We start from the raw sequence: 16,565 nt of genomic DNA, 5'->3' as shown, positions 1-16,565 counted from the left end.
CGATGGGCAAGCGGGAAGTCGGGGTGGCGTTCCTGTGCATGGGGAACGCTGCCGTGCGGTTCGGCGGGGCGGTGGGGGCCGCTCCGCCGGTAAAAACGGCACAGCCCCTCAGAGCGAATCGATATCAGGACGGCGTACGCGATTCCAGCAGAGTGCGCGTTGCGTCGGAAATCACACTGCGCAGCCAGCGCACTTCGTCCGAATAGTGCGTACGCTCGTGCCACAACTGGTAGTACTGCATCGGCGGGAAATCGATGGGCGTTTCCAGCACCGTGAGCGGCAGGAATTCCGCGTAGTGGTCGGCAAACAGGCGCGTCGTCGTGAAAATCAGATCGGATTTGAGCAGGACATACGGCGCCAGATTGAAGTACGGAATCGTGACGACCACATTGCGCTTCAGACGCTCGCGCGCGAGGTGCATGTCGATCGCACCGCGCTGGGCGACGGAGTAGGGGGTCGGCGCGAGGTGCGGGCTGCCGAGGTATTGCTCCAGCGTGAGCCCGCGCTTGGCGTACGGATGCGTATTACGGACCAGACACACGATCTGGTCGACGAACAGATTCGAGAGGTGAAGCTGCTCGGGCGGTTCCGGCCAGTTGCCGATGACGATATCCACTTTGCCGTCTTCGAGCGCGTGTTCATAGTCGAAGGCGGGGCCGAGCGAGTGCAGTTCCAGTTGCGCGTTGGGGGCTTGCTGGCGAAAACGTTCGACGACCGTCGGCACGAACAGCGTATTCAGATAGTCGGGCGAGCCGATACGGAACGTGCGCACCGTTGTGGCTGGGTCGAAATTCGATTGCTGCACCGTAATGCGCTCGATTTCGCGCAATGCGTTTTGCGTCGGCTCCAGCAACGACTGGCCGTACTCGGTCGGCACCATGCCCGATTTGCCTCGAACCAGCAGCGGATCACCGGTAATGTCGCGCAAACGGCGCAGCGCAGCGCTGATCGCCGGCTGCGACTGATTCAGTTTGACGGCCGCACGCGTCACGCTGCGCTCGATCAACAAAGTGTGAAGAACGCGCAGCAAATAAGTGTCAATCGGTTCGCGGTTTTGGCTCATGAGAAATATAACGATCCGAATATGTCGGACCCTGTAGTGCATAAGTAAATCATTATGAAGGACAAGGCCGGGGGCCTCTATAGCGGAAAGTCCCTATCACTAAAATAGACGCGCGTCGTTCGTAAGGTGGCCTTAGATGTCCTTGTTAATGACACAGACTCGACATTTCGCCGTGAATTGGGTATTTTCGGACCGCCCAAGTCCCGAACTCAGACTCAGTCAGACTCCGCCAGTGACCCTTTCCATGCAATCGACGCCACGTCTGGCGCTGACCGGCATCACCAAACGCTATCCGAGCGTGGTGGCCAACGACGACATCGCGTTGAGCGTATTACCCGGCGAGATCCACGCTGTACTGGGTGAGAACGGCGCAGGCAAAAGCACGTTGATGAAGATCATCTACGGTGCCGTACGCCCCGACGCCGGGGAAATCCTGTGGGAAGGCCAACCGGTTCGCATCGACAGTCCGGCCGCGGCGCGCAAGCTCGGCATTGGCATGGTCTTCCAGCATTTCTCATTGTTTGAGACGCTGACCGTCGCCGAGAACATTTCGCTTGCGCTCGACGACGCCGGTCGCGATCTCAAGGCGCTGGCCAATCGCATCCGCGAGGTCTCGACCCAGTATGGGCTTGAGGTCGATCCGGTGCGCCACGTACATAGCTTGTCGGTCGGCGAGCGTCAGCGCGTGGAGATCGTGCGCTGCCTGTTGCAGAATCCTCGTCTGCTCATCATGGATGAGCCGACCTCGGTGCTCACGCCGCAGGCCGTCCAGAAACTCTTCACGACGTTGCGCCGCCTCGCCGCCGAGGGATGCAGCATCGTCTATATCAGTCACAAACTCGACGAAATTCGCGACCTCTGCGACCGCGCGACCGTGTTGCGCGGCGGGCGCGTCTCCGGTCACGCCGTGCCGCGTGAGGAAACGGCCGAGACGCTGGCGCAGATGATGATCGGACGCGCGTTGCCTCAGATCGAACGTCGCGCGCATCAGCCGGGCGACGTGCTGCTGTCGCTCAAGAACCTTTCGATGCCGAGTGAAGATCCGTTCGGGACCTCGCTGCATGACGTCAATCTCGATGTACATGCGGGCGAGATCGTGGGGATCGCGGGGGTGTCCGGCAACGGGCAGGCGGAACTACTGGCAGCGCTCTCGGGCGAAGCGCGCGCACCGCAAGCGGAGGCCATTGCGCTGCACGACCGCGCGGTCGGCCGCATGGGCGCCGCCACACGGCGACGGCTCGGACTCGCCTTCGTCCCGGAGGAGCGTCTTGGGCGCGGGGCAGTGCCGAGCCTGTCGCTCACGGATAACGCCCTGCTGGGCGCGTCGGGCACGGCGCATCTTGGCTTGCTTCGCGGGGGATGGATTCGTCGTGGCACGTTGCGTAAGTTCGCCACGCTTTGCATCGAGCGCTTCAACGTGAAGGCCGGTGGCCCGGACGCTGCCGCGCAAAGCCTCTCGGGCGGCAATTTGCAGAAGTTCATCGTCGGACGCGAGATTTTGCAGGAGCCGCGGGTGCTGGTGGTGGCGCAACCGACGTGGGGCGTGGACGTCGGGGCTGCGGCCTTCATCCGGCAGCAATTGCTGGACCTGTCGGCGCGCGGCGTGGCCGTGCTGGTGCTGTCCGAAGAACTCGACGAGCTGTTCGAGATTTGCGACCGGATTACCGTGCTGGCGCAGGGACGCTTGTCGCCGGTGCGTAAGCCTGAGCAGACCGACGCGCGTGAGATCGGTCTGTGGATGGCGGGGATGTTCCCCGGTGGCCCGGGAGAACGCACTGCAGCGACAGCCTGACGGGCAAGCACGGGCAATCACGGGCGAACGCAGCATTTTCCTTTTTCGACGTGTTTCGGTGCGTGACGTACGACTGCTCGCTAACTGAAACACCGTAATGTCTTCATCGATTCATCAGACACCATGTTCGATTTCACGCTTGAGCCACGGCCAAGTCCCTCCCGCACCATGCGACTCGCGATGCCGCTGGTGGCCACGCTCATCACGTTGGCTGGCGGCGTGCTTATCTTCAGCTTTCTCGGCAAGAATCCGGCGCAGGCGATGGCCGCATTCTTCCTCGCGCCGATCAGCAGTCTGAACGGCTGGTCGGAGTTGCTGCTCAAGGCGTCGCCGCTGTGCCTGATCGCGTTGGGGCTTGCCATCGGCTATCGCGCGAACGTCTGGAACATCGGCGCAGAAGGGCAACTGTTGCTCGGCGGGATCTTCGCGTCCGGCGTGGCGATTCATTTCGACGGTCATGGCGGCGCGTGGCTGCTGCCGCTGATGATGCTGGCCGGTGCGCTCGGCGGCATGCTGTGGGCCGCGATCCCGGCGCTGCTGCGCGTGCGCTTCAACGCCAATGAGATTCTTGTGAGCCTGATGCTCACCTACGTCGCTACGCAACTGCTGATCTATCTGGTCAGCGGACCGTGGCAAGACCCGCATGGGATGAACTTCCCACAGTCCATCAACTTCAGCCGCGAAGCGCTTTTCCCGCGTTTTTTCGGTGACTGGCACTGGGCGACATGGCGAGGTACACGTCTGAATGCCTCGATCTTCATGGCCGTGGCGGCGGTGCTGCTTGCGTGGTTCTTCATGCGAAAGAGCTTCGCGGGATACCGCATGGAAGTCGGAGGGCTCGCACCGCTCGCTGCACGTTATGCCGGTTATTCGGAACCGCGCGCCGTCTGGCTCGCGTTGCTGATCGGTGGCGCGGCGGCCGGGCTTGCCGGGACGGGCGAGGTGGCGGGGCCGGTGGGGCAACTGCAGGCGACGTGGGCGCCGGGGTATGGCTTCACGGCCATCATCGTCGCGTTTGTCGGCCGGTTGCATCCGGTAGGCATTGTGCTGGCGAGTCTGCTCATGGCGCTGCTGTATCTCGGCGGCGAAGCGGTGCAGACGTCGCTCCAATTGCCCAAAGCCATCAGCGGCGTGTTCCAGGGGCTGCTGCTGTTCAGCTTGCTGGGCTGCGACGTGTTTGTGAACTACCGACTGCGTCGGCGCGCTCGTGCGCTGACGCGCGACGCGTGAGGAGCGCAGCATGGACTGGATCAATCTGCTGACGCCGCTGGCCGCAAGTGCGGTGATCGCCGCCATCCCCCTGATGCTCGCTGCGCTGGGCGAACTGGTCACCGAGAAATCGGGCGTGCTCAATCTCGGTGTGGAAGGCACGATGCTCATGGGCGCCATCGGCGCGTTCGCGGTTACCGTGCAGACAGGTAGCCTCTGGCTGGGCGCCATCGCCGGTATTGCCTCGGGCGTCGTCATGTCGGCCGTATTCGCGTGGCTCACGCTCTCGCTCATGGCCAATCAGGTCGCGACAGGTCTGGCGCTGACGATCTTCGGCATCGGCCTGTCGGCATATGTCGGTCGTCCGTACACCGACGCAACGATTCCGATGCTGCGCGATATGCCGATTCCCGGGCTGTCGTCGATTCCCGTGCTGGGCGCGTCGATCTTCTCGCTCAATCCGCTGGGGTATTTGTCGGTCGCACTGCTCGCGGCGATTGCATGGTTCCTTTACCGTACCCGCGCCGGTCTGGTGTTGCGCTCGATTGGTGAAGCGCCTTCGGTCGCCCATGCCATCGGCTATCCGGTGGTGCGGATTCGCTATTTCGCGACGCTGTTCGGCGGCGCCATGTCGGGACTCGCCGGTGCCTATTACTCAGTCGGCTATCTGCGTCTGTGGCAAGAGAATCTGACGGCCGGACGCGGCTGGATCGCGCTCGCGCTGGTGGTCTTCGCCACATGGCGGCCCGGGCGCACAGCGCTGGGCGCGCTGCTGTTCGGGGTGGTCATGGCGCTGCAATTTCAGGCTCAGGCGATGGGCATTCGTATCCCTTCGCAAGCGCTCGCAAGCCTGCCGTATCTGGCGACCATCGTCGTGCTGGTGATCATTTCCCGCAATCGTCAGACGATTCGGCTGAACGCACCGGCGTCGCTGGGCAAACCGTTCTTTGCCGGGTCCTGATGCCGGCGTGATGCCGGGTTGACGACAGCGTGCACGCAGTAAGCGATACAAGCAATTCACTGAAACAATCGATGACGAGGAGAAAATCGATGCGACGTAAAGTCCTGATCACAATGGCAAGCCTGGCGGCCGCCATGCTGGTCTCTGCCTGCGGCAAGCAGGAGAACACGACCGCCAACGCGCCGGCGGCAGCGTCCGATGCGCAGGCATCGGCAGCACCGGCGGGCAAGGGCCCGATGGGTGTGGCGTTCGTCTACATCGGCAACCCGGGCGACGCAGGCTGGACCTTTGCGCATGAGCAGGGCGCGAAGGCAGTCGAAGCCAAGTACGGCGACAAGGTCACCGTGACCCGCGTGGAGAACGTGCCGGAAGGCGCGGACTCGGAGCGCGTGTTCCGCGATTTGGCGAGCAAGGGCAACAAGCTGATCTTCGGCACGTCGTTCGGTTACATGGATTCGATGGTCAAGACGGCCGCCGACTTCCCTGACGTGACGTTCGAGCACGCCACGGGCTTCAAGTCGGCACCGAACCTGGGCACGTACGACGTGCGCACGTATGAAGGCGCGCATCTGGCAGGCGTCGTCGGCGGTTACGCCACGAAGTCCAACGTGATCGGCTATGTGGCATCGGTGCCGATTCCCGAGGTGATCCGCAATATCGACGCGTTCACTATTGCCGCACGCGAAGTCAATCCGAAGGTCAAGGTGAAGGTCGTCTGGATCAACAGCTGGTTCGATCCGGGCAAGGAGCGTCAGGCTGCGGAATCGCTGGTGGGTCAGGGCGCCGACGTGCTGATGCAGAACGTCGACTCGGCCGTGGTCATGCAAGTGGCCGAAGAGAAGAAGATCCACGCCTTTGGCTGGGATTCGGACATGAGCAAGTTCGGCCCGAACGCACATCTGGCATCGGCCGCCATTGACTGGAGCAAGTACTACATCCGCACGGTCGACGAAGTCATGCAGGGTACGTGGAAGAACACGCCGGTCTGGGGTGGCATCAAGGAAGACGAAATCAACCTCGTCGCCATCAACGACAAGGCCGTGCCGGAAGCTGCCCGCAAGGCGGTGACCGCGCGCCACGATGCGATCCGCGACGGCAAGTACGACCCGTTCACCGGCCCGCTCAAGGGGCAGGACGGCAAGGAAGTCGTCCCGGCGGGCAAGACCCTCAACGACGACGAAAAGCATCAGATCAACTGGTTCGTGGAAGGCGTCGAGGGCTCTCTGCCGAAGCAGTAACGGTTTGAGCCGCTGCGTGTGGCAAGGCCAATAAGGAAGCCGCCAGCCGATGCTGGCGGTTTTTTTATGGATGGTCGGAATTTATGCGATTTTCTGTCGCAGGAGCGCTTCGGGCCGGTCGTCGCCCGGCCCCCCCTGCTCAGGAGGCTTCACAAGGTGAGACGCCTTACACAGGGCGCGTGACACGCATCGGTGTTAAAATGTCAGGTTTCGTGGCGCAATTTCGTGCCGCCGCAACTTATCTCCCCGGATACCGCCTGTGCTGTCTACTGCCAATATCACGATGCAATTCGGCGCCAAGCCGCTCTTCGAGAACATCTCCGTCAAGTTTGGCGGGGGCAACCGCTATGGCCTGATCGGGGCCAACGGTTGCGGCAAATCGACGTTCATGAAGATCCTCGGCAGCGACCTGGAGCCGAGCGCCGGCAACGTCATGCTCGAACCGAATGTGCGTCTGGGTAAGCTCAAGCAGGATCAGTTCGCGTATGAAGACATGCGCGTGCTCGACGTCGTGATGATGGGCCACACCGAAATGTGGGCGGCCATGAGCGAGCGCGACGCGATCTACGCGAATCCGGAAGCGACCGACGACGACTACATGCACGCCGCCGAACTCGAAGCGAAGTTCGCCGAGTACGACGGTTACACCGCCGAAGCGCGTGCAGGCGAACTGCTGCTGGGCGTGGGCATTCCGACGGATCAGCATCAGGGCCCGATGAGCAACGTCGCGCCGGGCTGGAAGCTGCGTGTGCTGCTGGCGCAGGCGCTGTTCTCGAATCCGGACGTGCTGCTGCTCGACGAACCGACCAACAACCTGGACATCAACACGATCCGCTGGCTGGAAGACGTGCTCAACGAGCGCAACTCCACCATGATCATCATTTCGCACGATCGCCACTTCCTGAACGCCGTGTGCACGCACATGGCCGACATGGACTACGGCACGCTCAAGATTTACCCGGGCAACTACGACGACTATATGCTGGCGTCGGCACAGGCCCGTGAGCGTCAGATGGCGGCGAACACCAAGGCGAAGGAACGCATCACCGACCTGCAAGACTTCGTGCGCCGCTTCTCGGCGAACAAGTCGAAGGCACGTCAGGCAACGAGCCGTCTCAAGCAGATCGACAAGATCAAGGTGGAAGACATCAAGCCGTCGTCGCGTCAGAACCCGTTCATTCGTTTCGAGTTCGAGAAGAAGCTGCACAACCTCGCGTTTGAATTCGAGGGCATTTCGAAAGCCTACGACCGTCAGATTTTCAAGAACTTCACCGGCGCAGTGCGCGCGGGCGAACGTGTTGCGATCATCGGCGAGAACGGCGCCGGTAAGACCACGCTGCTGCGCAGCCTGATGGCCGATCTGCCTGTCGACGGCGGCCACGTGAAGTGGGCGGAAAACGCGAATATCGGCTATTTCCCGCAGGATACGTCCGAAGCATTCCCGGAAGACCAGACGCTCACCGACTGGATGACGCAGTGGGGCAAGGAAGGCGACGACGATCAGGTGATCCGTGGCTCGCTCGGCCGTCTGCTGTTCGGTGGCGACGATGTGGGCAAGTCGGTGCGCGTGCTGTCTGGTGGTGAAAAGGGCCGCATGATCTGGGGCAAGCTGATGCTGGGTCGTCACAACGTCATGATGATGGACGAGCCGACCAACCACATGGACATGGAATCGATCGAATCGCTTCAGATCGCGCTCGATAAATATCCGGGCACGCTGATTTTCGTGTCGCATGACCGCGAATTCGTGTCGGGTCTGGCCACGCGCATCATCGAAGTGAAGAACGACGGCACGCTGGTCGATTACGCCGGAACTTACGAAGAGTATCTGGCCAGCCAGGGCGTCGAAGTCTGACGCTCGACGACGTCAGGTAAGTCAGTCGTTCAGTCATTCAGTCGTATCGGGAGCAGGGCGCTTGCATCGCAGGCGCCCTGTTTGCGTTTACGGCGGGCGGACTACAATGGCCATTCGTTGCTCAACGCCAGCAGGAGGCAATGCATGAAGACGTACGACAAGTTTTTCATCGACGGACAGTGGGTGACGCCGCTCGGGCGCGGCACGCTGGACGTTTTCCATTCCGCCGACGCGAAGCTCATGGGCCGCATTCCGGAAGGGGCGTCGGAAGACACGGAAGCTGCGATTGCCGCTGCGCGCGAGGCGCGTGACGCATGGGCGGCCACACCGGCTGCCGAGCGTGCCGGTTATCTGCGCAAGATTGCGGCAGGCCTGAAAGCGCGCACCGATGAGCTGGCGCAAGTCATGACGGGCGAGACGGGCATGCCGATCAAACTCGTGCGCGCCATTCAGGTCGGCGGTCCCGTGTATCACTGGAACAAGTACGCCGAGCTGGCCGAATCGTTCGAGTTCGAGGCGCGCGTCGGCAATTCGCTGGTGGTGCGCGAGCCGGTCGGTGTTGTGGGGGCGATCACGCCGTGGAATTACCCGCTGAATCAGATCACGCTCAAGGTCGCCCCCGCGCTGGCTGCCGGTTGCACGGTGGTGTTGAAGCCATCGGAAGTGGCGCCGTTCAACGCTTTCATTCTGGCCGAAGTGATCGAAGAGGCTGGACTGCCGCCGGGCGTGTTCAATCTGGTGACAGGCCTCGGGCCGGTCGTCGGCGAGGTGCTCGCAAGGCATCCGGATGTGGATATGGTGTCGTTCACCGGATCGACGCGCGCGGGCAAACGCGTGTCGGAGGTGGCGTCGCAAACCGTCAAGCGTGTCGCTCTGGAATTGGGTGGGAAGTCGGCTTCGGTGGTGCTCGACGATGCGGACCTTGCCGCGGCCGTTAAAGGAACACTCAACGCCTGTTATCTGAATTCGGGGCAGACATGTTCTGCGCACACCCGCATGCTTGTGCCAGCGTCGCGCTACGACGAGGTCAAGGCATTGGCGAAGGAGGCGGTGGCACGTTTTACGCTGGGCGATCCGCGTGAGGAAACGACGCGTCTCGGGCCGCTTGCATCGTCTGCGCAACGCGAGCGCGTGCAGACGTACATCCGCAAGGGGTTGTCGGAAGGTGCGGAGTTGATTGCGGGCGGGGACACGGTACCCGAGGGCTTCGAGACAGGCTTTTTCGTGCAGCCGACGGTGCTGGGACGTGTGACGCCCGACGCCACGGTGGCGCAGGAAGAGATCTTCGGCCCCGTGTTGTCGATCATCACGTATCAGGACGAAGCCGACGCAGTGCGCATCGCCAACGATTCGATCTACGGGTTGGGCGGTGGCGTGTGGTCAGGCGACGAGGCGCGCGCGGTGCGTGTGGCGCGGCAGATTCGCACCGGACAGGTTGATATCAACGGAGGGGAGTTCAACGTGCAGGCCCCGTTCGGCGGGTTCAAGCAATCGGGGCACGGGCGGGAGAACGGTGTATACGGCTTCGAGGAGTTCCTCGAATACAAGTCGCTTCAGTTCAAGTCTGCGAAGTCGTAGAACTGCTGTCGCAAAAGCGCATCGCCGTGCCTTCGCGGGTGATGCGCTCCCACACCGCTACCTTCTCTTCCTCGGTGAAAAACACCCAGTTGGAGACTTCGTAGGCGGTGCGGCCGCAACCCTTGCAGACGTCGTCGAAAAGTGTCGAGCAAACGCCAATGCAAGGGCTGTCGGGGCGGTCGTGCAATTCGGACATAGGGGAGAATTCGGCCAGATCTGGCGGGGGGACACAAGGTGTTGCCATTATCGCATCGATGGCCGGGCCGGTTTCGATTCCCCTACGGGTGGGGGCGGACGGTGGACATTTGCGTCCGTTTCAGGTTGACGAGTGTATTCATTGATAGGTGACGATGGTTATGCTGCGTAGCTGGCAACTCTTTGCCCTCGGTTCGGCGTTCTTCGCTGCGCTGACGGCAATATTCGGCAAACTCGGGGTGGCGCAGGTCAACTCGAACATGGCGACATTGATTCGTACCGTCATCATTTTCGGAGTGACGCTGGCCATCGTCGGCATGCGTGGGGAGTGGCAAAGGCCGACAAGCCTGAGCGCCAACACGTGGGTCTTCCTCGTCCTTTCGGGGGTGGCCACGGGGCTATCCTGGCTCTGTTACTTCCGGGCGCTGCAACTGGGGCCGGTGTCGGGTGTCGCGCCGCTCGACAAGCTCAGCGTGGCGATGGCGATGCTGATCGGATGGGTGGCGCTTGGTGAGCCGTTTTCGCTTAAGGAGGCACTCGGCGGCGCGTTGATCGTCGCCGGTGCCCTTGTGCTGGTGTTGTGATGCCTTACCAGCGGAATACGCTGTAACCAATGCGCACCTGCGACGGTGAGTGGCGGTTGTAGTCGAGCATGTCTTCGCCGTAGCCGGTGAAGTAGCCGAGCCAGATATAGCCGCCGGTGCCTGGAATCAGCTTGCCGAGCGGATAGGTCACCTGTACATCCACACTGCCGTAGTTGCGCTTCATGCCCTTGCGAAGCGTTGCGCCGATCTGCCAGCCATTGGGCTTGCCCCACAACACGAGCAAGTCCATGTACCCGCGATAGTTCTGAATATCCGGGTTGTCCTTCTTTTCCAGATAGGCATAGAGCTTCGGTGCGATCGTCCAGTGATACTCGGACGGATTGCCGAACGTGAGGATTGGTTTAACGAAGACGGTGTTGATGCTGCGCGAGTCGTCGCCTGCTTTGCCGTTGGACTCGTGTTCGATACCGGCGGCGACACCCAGCGACGAGAACCAGCCAGCACGCACACCCGTGTCGGGGACGTAATAGAAGAAGCTCGGACGGTAATTCGAGTCTCGGAACGGCGCGGATTCGGCTTCCAGATCCCAAATCGACAACTGGGTGTAGCCGAAGTACAGATTGTCGAGGAAGGATTTCGACGAGGGGTTGTCGGGCTTCAGGATGTGGAACTTGAAGCTGAGTTGAAAGCGCGCGTTGGCGTCGCCGTTCTTGCCGAAGCCAATGTACATCGGCTCATTCGACGAAATACGGGCGAATTCGGCGTCGGCTGTCGGGGCAATCGCCTCGGACGATGTGGCAGCTGGGGCCGCAGCGACTGCACCAGCCGCAGGCGCTGCCGTGCCATTACCAGGGCCTGAGTTCGCACTGCCTTCCACCGGGATCGGCGCTGCGGCGACCATCGGTTCGGCAGGTGCGGCGCGATCCAGCAAGACGGTCGTGATCGAGGCGTCCCAGTCGACTGGCTCAATGCGTACGGAGCCGCGTAACTCTTTCGGCAGGACTGCTGAATAAGAGATACGACGGAACTGCCCGTTGGACAGCGTGAGCTGAGCGGGGGCGATGGCGGCCCGCTTCAGGTGCAGTAGTGTCGGTTTGAAGTCGTCGTTAGAGATGCGAACGACGATTTCCTCCGGTAACTGGATGGTCTTGCGGCCCGGCGAGTCCTGTGTGGCCAACAGCATAAGCTGCAATGGCGCGCCGCCCGTGAGGGCGCGCGGCGGTTGCAGTAGCGAGAGATCCGCATGTGCGGCGCTACTCAGGGCCAGGCAGAGGGCGGCTGCGCCGACCTGAATGGCGCGAAGCGGCGATGGGGCGAATGTGGCGAAATTCGTCTTGAGCATCGGTCCGGTCTGAGTTGGCGACTTCAGGCCGGAATGCCTGAAGTCGGTTAAGAACCGCCTCGGGTCAGCACCCGAAGGTCGGATTCGCGGGCGCAGCCATCGCGTCCGCGAGATTTGGCAAGGTACAGCGCTGCGTCGGCACGTTGTAACCAGGCATTGTCGTCGTCACCTGTGTGCCATTGGGCCACGCCGGCACTTATAGTGAACTGAAGCGTTCGACCGTCGACGTTGATACTTGATTCGCGAACGGCTTCACGCAGGCGTTCAGCGGCGTCGAACGCCCGTGCCTCGGTGGCGCCACTCAGGATAATAGCGAATTCTTCGCCCCCCAAACGACCGCAGATGTCATCTTCGCGTAACGATTCGTGACAAAGCCGGACAAAGCTGGCCAATACCGTGTCGCCCAGCGCATGTCCCCAGGTGTCGTTGATCTGCTTGAAATGGTCCAGGTCGACAAGGATGACACTGGTCGGCACGTTCGCCGAATCCGCTTGCATGACTTCGGCACGCAAGCGTTTGAGAAAGTGTCCGCGTGAGAGCGCGCCGGTCAGTGCGTCGTACTTCACCTCATGTTCGAGGGCTGCATTTTTCGCCAGCGTGTCCGTCAACTGGAGCTTTTCGCGGCGCAGGTAGCGCACGAGCAGGTAGAGCGCGCCAGCCGAGCTGAGCAACAACGCGAACACCAGTAAGGCATAGCGTCGTCGTTCGATCAGAAGACTGCCAAGCGTCGGTGCTTCGCTCATGGTGTAGATCACCATGTCGCCGTCCGACGACGGTTCTACATCCAACAAATACGGCTGATTGTCAGGGCGCACGCGCACCAGTCGCGCACTGTGTTTGTTGTCTTCGTCGTCTGGCCCCACTTGCAGGAAGTTGGGGGTGCCGGGTGTCAGATCGTAGTTTTCGATGGGGACGACAGTGAAGTCTTCCTGCATATACAGGTGACGGCGCTCCGGGCGTGAGAGATTGAACACCGCTGCACCCGGCACCGCCAGTCCGGTGAAGGTCGGATCGTTGGCGAGCACGATCACGCCGTTCTTGTCCGTGATAAACGAAGCGCCGCTGTCGACCCAGTGCGATAGCCGGCGAATGCCAAGCTTGACGACAACGACGCCGACCAGAATGCCCTCCTGATAGACCGGCGCGGTGAAGTACATCCCGGGCATTCCGGTCTTGCGTCCGGTGACGTATTGTTGCCCCGCACCGCCGAGGACCGCCGTGTTGAAGTAGTCGCGGTCGCCGTAGCGGTCCGCGATCAGCGGATTCGTGGAATTGAAATCGCTGGATGCAATGGTGATGCCGTCGGGCGTTCCTAACCAGACGAGATCCGCACCGAAGTACAGTTGCGCGGCGCGTAGCAGTTCATTCACGGGCTTCAGGACGGGATTCGCCAGCAACATCTGACGCGCCTTGTCCTGCGCAACCTCTGTCAGAGGATGGGTGGCAATCGTGTTCGCTGCGGACTGAATCTGCTCGATCTGCGCGAGGACCTGAGGGATGCCGCGAATGAGCATCAGATCCTGATTGACCGTATGAACGGTGCCATGCGCCAGCCGCGTGGCGATGCTGCGCTCCTCGTAAAGCAGGCGCGCGGCGCGGTTCGCCACGAGTTGGTCGGCAGCGAAGCGCGCCAGACCCCAGGCGACAAGGACACACAGCAGGACGACGACGCCGCACAGAAAGGCGGAGGCGGCATGTCGACGGGAAAGAGGAGCGTTGACCAACGGCAAAGGCGGTTGCTGACGCGTTTACAGGCGCCCGTGCCAGTCTCGAATGAACGTTTCGATGTGCCCGGGCGGTAAGGGACGCGTGCAATGATACCCCTGCCACGCGTGACAGCCCAGCGATGCAAGCGCATCGCGTTGCGCACTGGTCTCTACGCCTTCGGCCACCGTTTCGATTTCGAGCTTGCGGGCGATGGCGATGATCGCGCGGATCAGTTCGGTGTCGTAGCCGCCGAGCAACACCCCGGCCACGAACTGGTAGTCGATCTTGACGGTGCCGAACGGCCAGCGTTTGAGCCGCACGAAGCTCGAATAGCCAGTGCCGAAATCGTCGAGCGACAAGCGCACGCCCATGGCGACGAGTTCGTTCATCAGCGTGGCAGCTTCGTCGAGATGCGAGATCAGCGACGACTCGGTGATCTCGATCTCCAGCTTATCCGGCGGCACGCGGTGGTGTTTGAGGGCGTAGCGCACTGTCTCCAGCGTCTGCACACGCATTTGCTGTGCGGAAAGGTTCACGGCCACACGAGGGTACTCTTCGCCGTCCGTATGCCACTTGTCGAGCTGACGGCAAGCTTCGTGCAGTGTCCAGTCGCCAATGGGACCGATGACGTCGCAACGCTCGGCGGCCGGGATGAACTCGCCCGGCATGATGAGTTCGTCGTCCCGTTGCCAGCGGATCAGGGCTTCGAGGCCCGTCAACCGATGCGTGCGCATGTCGATCTGCGGCTGATAGTGCAGGCGGAATTCCGAGTCCGAGAGTGCGCGTCCGATGGCGCTGCGCCAGTAATGCTCGTTGCCTGCGTCGTCCGGCGGGGCAATACCCTCGGTCGGCGCGGCAGGGGCTTCGGTGACGAGAAAGCGCGACGCGCTCTCGCGAATGGCCTGATCGGCGACGTCGGACGTATGTTCAAGCAGGGTGGCCGGCCATACGGGAACCTGCGGCAGATGCGTGATGCCCGCCGAGACAATCGGATAGAGCAGTCCATTACCGCAGGGCACTGGCGATTCGCCAGCCCGAATGAAACGGCGTGTGATCTGAACGGCGGCCTCGCGGCTGCTCAGATCACGTAGCAGAATCGCCACCTGCTGATCTGAAACACGCCCGATGAGGTCGCGGCGTCGAATGCGCGAGCCGATGCGAAATGCCACCGTCGCGAGCAGATCCGCGTCGGAGATGGCCTGTTGACTGGACGCCTTACGCTGGCCCCGACCTACGTGCAGCACGACGAGCGCGCTGTGACTATTGGGCGGACTCGGGGTCCTCAGCTCGAGACTGAGGGCGCGCAAAAGCCGCTGGCGATCCAGCAGCAAATCGGCGAGGACGACTTGCCGTCGCAGCGCGTTCGTATCGTTCATCTCGGCAGGCAGGCAAACATCGCCTGAACGGTTGAGCGATTGTCATCGGCGCGTTCAATGCTGGCGAGGTCATCCAGCAGGAAAAGCCCACGCGTCGAACAGGTCGTGCCGCCAGAAAACCCTTGAATCATGTTCTGCATAAGACGCGTAAATGTGTCGGCCGTCGTGCGAGGGGTGAATCGTGCGCACCGACCGGTGCGGCGTTTCCTTCGCGTTCCGGCAGACCGCGCGCAAGGCGTGGCCCGACTAGAAGCTCGTTCCCGGTCACGAGACCGGGTCCTTTGACCTTTAACGGCACCCAAAATTGAAAATTGAGTGCGGGTTTCACCTACGGTCAGCTCAGCGTGGGCGCGCCATCCATTCGCGGCCCCGAAGCATGAAGTCCCAATAAACTTTTGGCAGCACGTATTTTTTCAGGACCCATGCAACGCGGTTCGCGTGCGTACCGTCGATGGGGAATGTAGGGAGAAGTTTCCCTCCATAGCCGAATTCCGCAAGCACGATCTTGCCGTGCTCCACGGTAAGCGGACAAGCCCCGTACCCGTCGTAATGCAGTGAAAGGGGACGGCCATCCATTGACGCGAGCAGGTTTTCGGCGACGACAACGGCCTGTTTGCGCGCGGCAGCTGCGGTTTTGGCGTTGGGCGCGGAAATCGCGTCGCCGAGACCGAAGACGTTGGCATAACGCGCGTGGCGCAGCGTCGCCGGGTCGACCTCACACCAACCGGCGGCGTCGGCCAGCGGACTCGCTCGCAAGACGTCAGGCGCACTTTGCGGCGGCACCACGTGCAGGAAATCGAACGGCTTGTCGACGAACTGCGATTGCCCGTCGGCGTCGAAAATCTCGAAACGCGCTACACGACGCTCGCCATCCACCGCACGCAGATGCGAGAGGTGATTGAGCGAGATGCGATATCGCTGGATGTACTCCATCAACGCCGGGATGTAGTCTTTGACGCCGAACAGGGCGGGTGCCACGAGATGAAACTCGATCTTCGTCTTGTCCAGCAGACCGCGTTGACGCCACGTATCGGCTGAGAGATACATGGCCTTTTGCGGGGCGCCCGCGCACTTGATCGGCATCGGCGGCTGCGTGAACAGGGCATTGCCGCCCTTAAATTCGCGAGCCAGCGACCATGTGTAAGGGGCGAGGTCGAAGCGGTAGTTGGAGGTCACGCCATTGCGGCCGAGCGTCTCACTCAAGCCGTCGATGGCCTCCCAATTCAATTGCAGCCCGGGAGCCACGATGAGGAAACGGTAGTCGAGGCGACGTCCGTCCGAGAGCAGCACTTGCTGGCGCTCCGGCGCGAAAGCTGTGACCGCAGCCTGGATCCAGTTCACGCCTTCCGGGATCACGCTCGACATCGGGCGCGCCGTGCGGGCGACGTCGAATTCGCCCGCGCCGACGAGCGTCCAGGCGGGCTGATAGTAATGCGTGTCGGCCGGATCTACGATCGTAATCGAGAGCGTCGGACGGCGGCGGCGCAGGCTTGCGGCGACCGAAATGCCGGCCGCCCCCGCACCCATGATGACGATGTCGGCGTTGCTCTGCGTCGCGGATACATCGCTGGACATAAGGTCTCCGACAAGTGATCAAAAATTGAAACGGATTACGACATATCGATGTGTATCCCGAGCGTCACGTAACGCGCTGAGTGAGGCAGTTACGAAGCGTGCGGAACATTCTACGTTCACTTGCCCGTA

The 16,565-nt window shown here is 61.8% G+C and carries 14 protein-coding genes; 7 read left to right on the top strand and 7 right to left on the bottom strand.

The window, feature by feature from the left end; all coding sequences use genetic code 11:
- Positions 1 to 124 precede the first annotated feature (124 nt).
- Positions 125 to 1,063: a LysR substrate-binding domain-containing protein gene (locus NA29_RS12905; RefSeq protein ID WP_039398644.1), complete on the bottom strand. Its 939-nt coding sequence runs from the start codon at positions 1,061 to 1,063 to the stop codon at positions 125 to 127.
- Between the two features lie 244 nt (positions 1,064 to 1,307).
- On the opposite strand from NA29_RS12905, the gene NA29_RS12900 reads away from it, so the two are divergent.
- The 6 genes from NA29_RS12900 (at position 1,308) to NA29_RS12875 (ending at position 9,696) form a co-directional block, all read left to right on the top strand.
- Positions 1,308 to 2,855 (top strand): ABC transporter ATP-binding protein, encoded by a 1,548-nt coding sequence (locus NA29_RS12900; protein WP_084103722.1) that lies wholly within the window; start codon positions 1,308 to 1,310, stop codon positions 2,853 to 2,855.
- Between the two features lie 123 nt (positions 2,856 to 2,978).
- Positions 2,979 to 4,085 carry an ABC transporter permease gene (locus NA29_RS12895; RefSeq protein WP_039398640.1) on the top strand — a complete coding sequence of 369 codons (1,107 nt, stop codon included), beginning with the start codon at positions 2,979 to 2,981 and terminating at the stop codon, positions 4,083 to 4,085.
- A gap of 10 nt (positions 4,086 to 4,095) precedes the next feature.
- Entirely contained in the window at positions 4,096 to 5,025 is a 930-nt protein-coding gene (locus NA29_RS12890) for an ABC transporter permease (protein WP_039398637.1), read from the top strand.
- An 89-nt stretch (positions 5,026 to 5,114) separates the two neighbouring features.
- The gene (locus NA29_RS12885; protein WP_039398634.1) at positions 5,115 to 6,263 is read left to right on the top strand and encodes a BMP family ABC transporter substrate-binding protein; all 1,149 of its coding nucleotides are present in this window, start codon (positions 5,115 to 5,117) and stop codon (positions 6,261 to 6,263) included.
- A 259-nt stretch (positions 6,264 to 6,522) separates the two neighbouring features.
- Entirely contained in the window at positions 6,523 to 8,118 is a 1,596-nt protein-coding gene (locus NA29_RS12880; RefSeq protein ID WP_039398632.1) for an ABC-F family ATPase, read from the top strand.
- Positions 8,119 to 8,262: 144 nt separating this feature from the next.
- Positions 8,263 to 9,696, top strand: coding sequence for an aldehyde dehydrogenase family protein (locus NA29_RS12875; protein ID WP_039398630.1), 1,434 nt, complete (start codon positions 8,263 to 8,265; stop codon positions 9,694 to 9,696).
- On the opposite strand, the gene NA29_RS12870 is transcribed toward NA29_RS12875, so the two are convergent.
- Positions 9,677 to 9,892, bottom strand: coding sequence for a DUF1289 domain-containing protein (locus NA29_RS12870; RefSeq protein ID WP_039398628.1), 216 nt, complete (start codon positions 9,890 to 9,892; stop codon positions 9,677 to 9,679). The two genes, NA29_RS12875 and NA29_RS12870, sit on opposite strands and share 20 nt — an antisense overlap.
- A gap of 160 nt (positions 9,893 to 10,052) precedes the next feature.
- On the opposite strand from NA29_RS12870, the gene NA29_RS12865 reads away from it, so the two are divergent.
- Entirely contained in the window at positions 10,053 to 10,475 is a 423-nt protein-coding gene (locus NA29_RS12865) for an EamA family transporter (RefSeq protein ID WP_197701893.1), read from the top strand.
- A gap of 4 nt (positions 10,476 to 10,479) precedes the next feature.
- Here the strand turns inward: NA29_RS12865 and NA29_RS12860 are convergent, their stop codons facing one another.
- The 5 genes from NA29_RS12860 to NA29_RS12845 form a co-directional block, all read right to left on the bottom strand.
- Complete coding sequence (locus tag NA29_RS12860; protein ID WP_039398623.1) at positions 10,480 to 11,778, bottom strand: phospholipase A; 1,299 nt, start codon at positions 11,776 to 11,778, stop codon at positions 10,480 to 10,482.
- Between the two features lie 47 nt (positions 11,779 to 11,825).
- Positions 11,826 to 13,502 carry a sensor domain-containing diguanylate cyclase gene (locus tag NA29_RS12855; RefSeq protein WP_072633280.1) on the bottom strand — a complete coding sequence of 559 codons (1,677 nt, stop codon included), beginning with the start codon at positions 13,500 to 13,502 and terminating at the stop codon, positions 11,826 to 11,828.
- A gap of 24 nt (positions 13,503 to 13,526) precedes the next feature.
- Positions 13,527 to 14,861: a putative bifunctional diguanylate cyclase/phosphodiesterase gene (locus NA29_RS12850; RefSeq protein WP_052252903.1), complete on the bottom strand. Its 1,335-nt coding sequence runs from the start codon at positions 14,859 to 14,861 to the stop codon at positions 13,527 to 13,529.
- Positions 14,858 to 15,001, bottom strand: a complete 144-nt coding sequence (locus tag NA29_RS25770) for a hypothetical protein (protein ID WP_157127396.1) — start codon at positions 14,999 to 15,001, stop codon at positions 14,858 to 14,860. The genes NA29_RS12850 and NA29_RS25770 overlap by 4 nt, the downstream gene beginning before the upstream one ends.
- A 199-nt stretch (positions 15,002 to 15,200) precedes the next feature.
- Complete coding sequence (locus tag NA29_RS12845; RefSeq protein ID WP_039398619.1) at positions 15,201 to 16,436, bottom strand: NAD(P)/FAD-dependent oxidoreductase; 1,236 nt, start codon at positions 16,434 to 16,436, stop codon at positions 15,201 to 15,203.
- Positions 16,437 to 16,565: the final 129 nt, after the last annotated feature.

Source organism: Pandoraea sputorum, assembly GCF_000814845.2.
GTDB lineage: Bacteria > Pseudomonadota > Gammaproteobacteria > Burkholderiales > Burkholderiaceae > Pandoraea > Pandoraea sputorum.
Note: the sequence above shows the minus strand (reverse complement) of the source record. Positions and strands in the feature narration are given on the sequence as shown.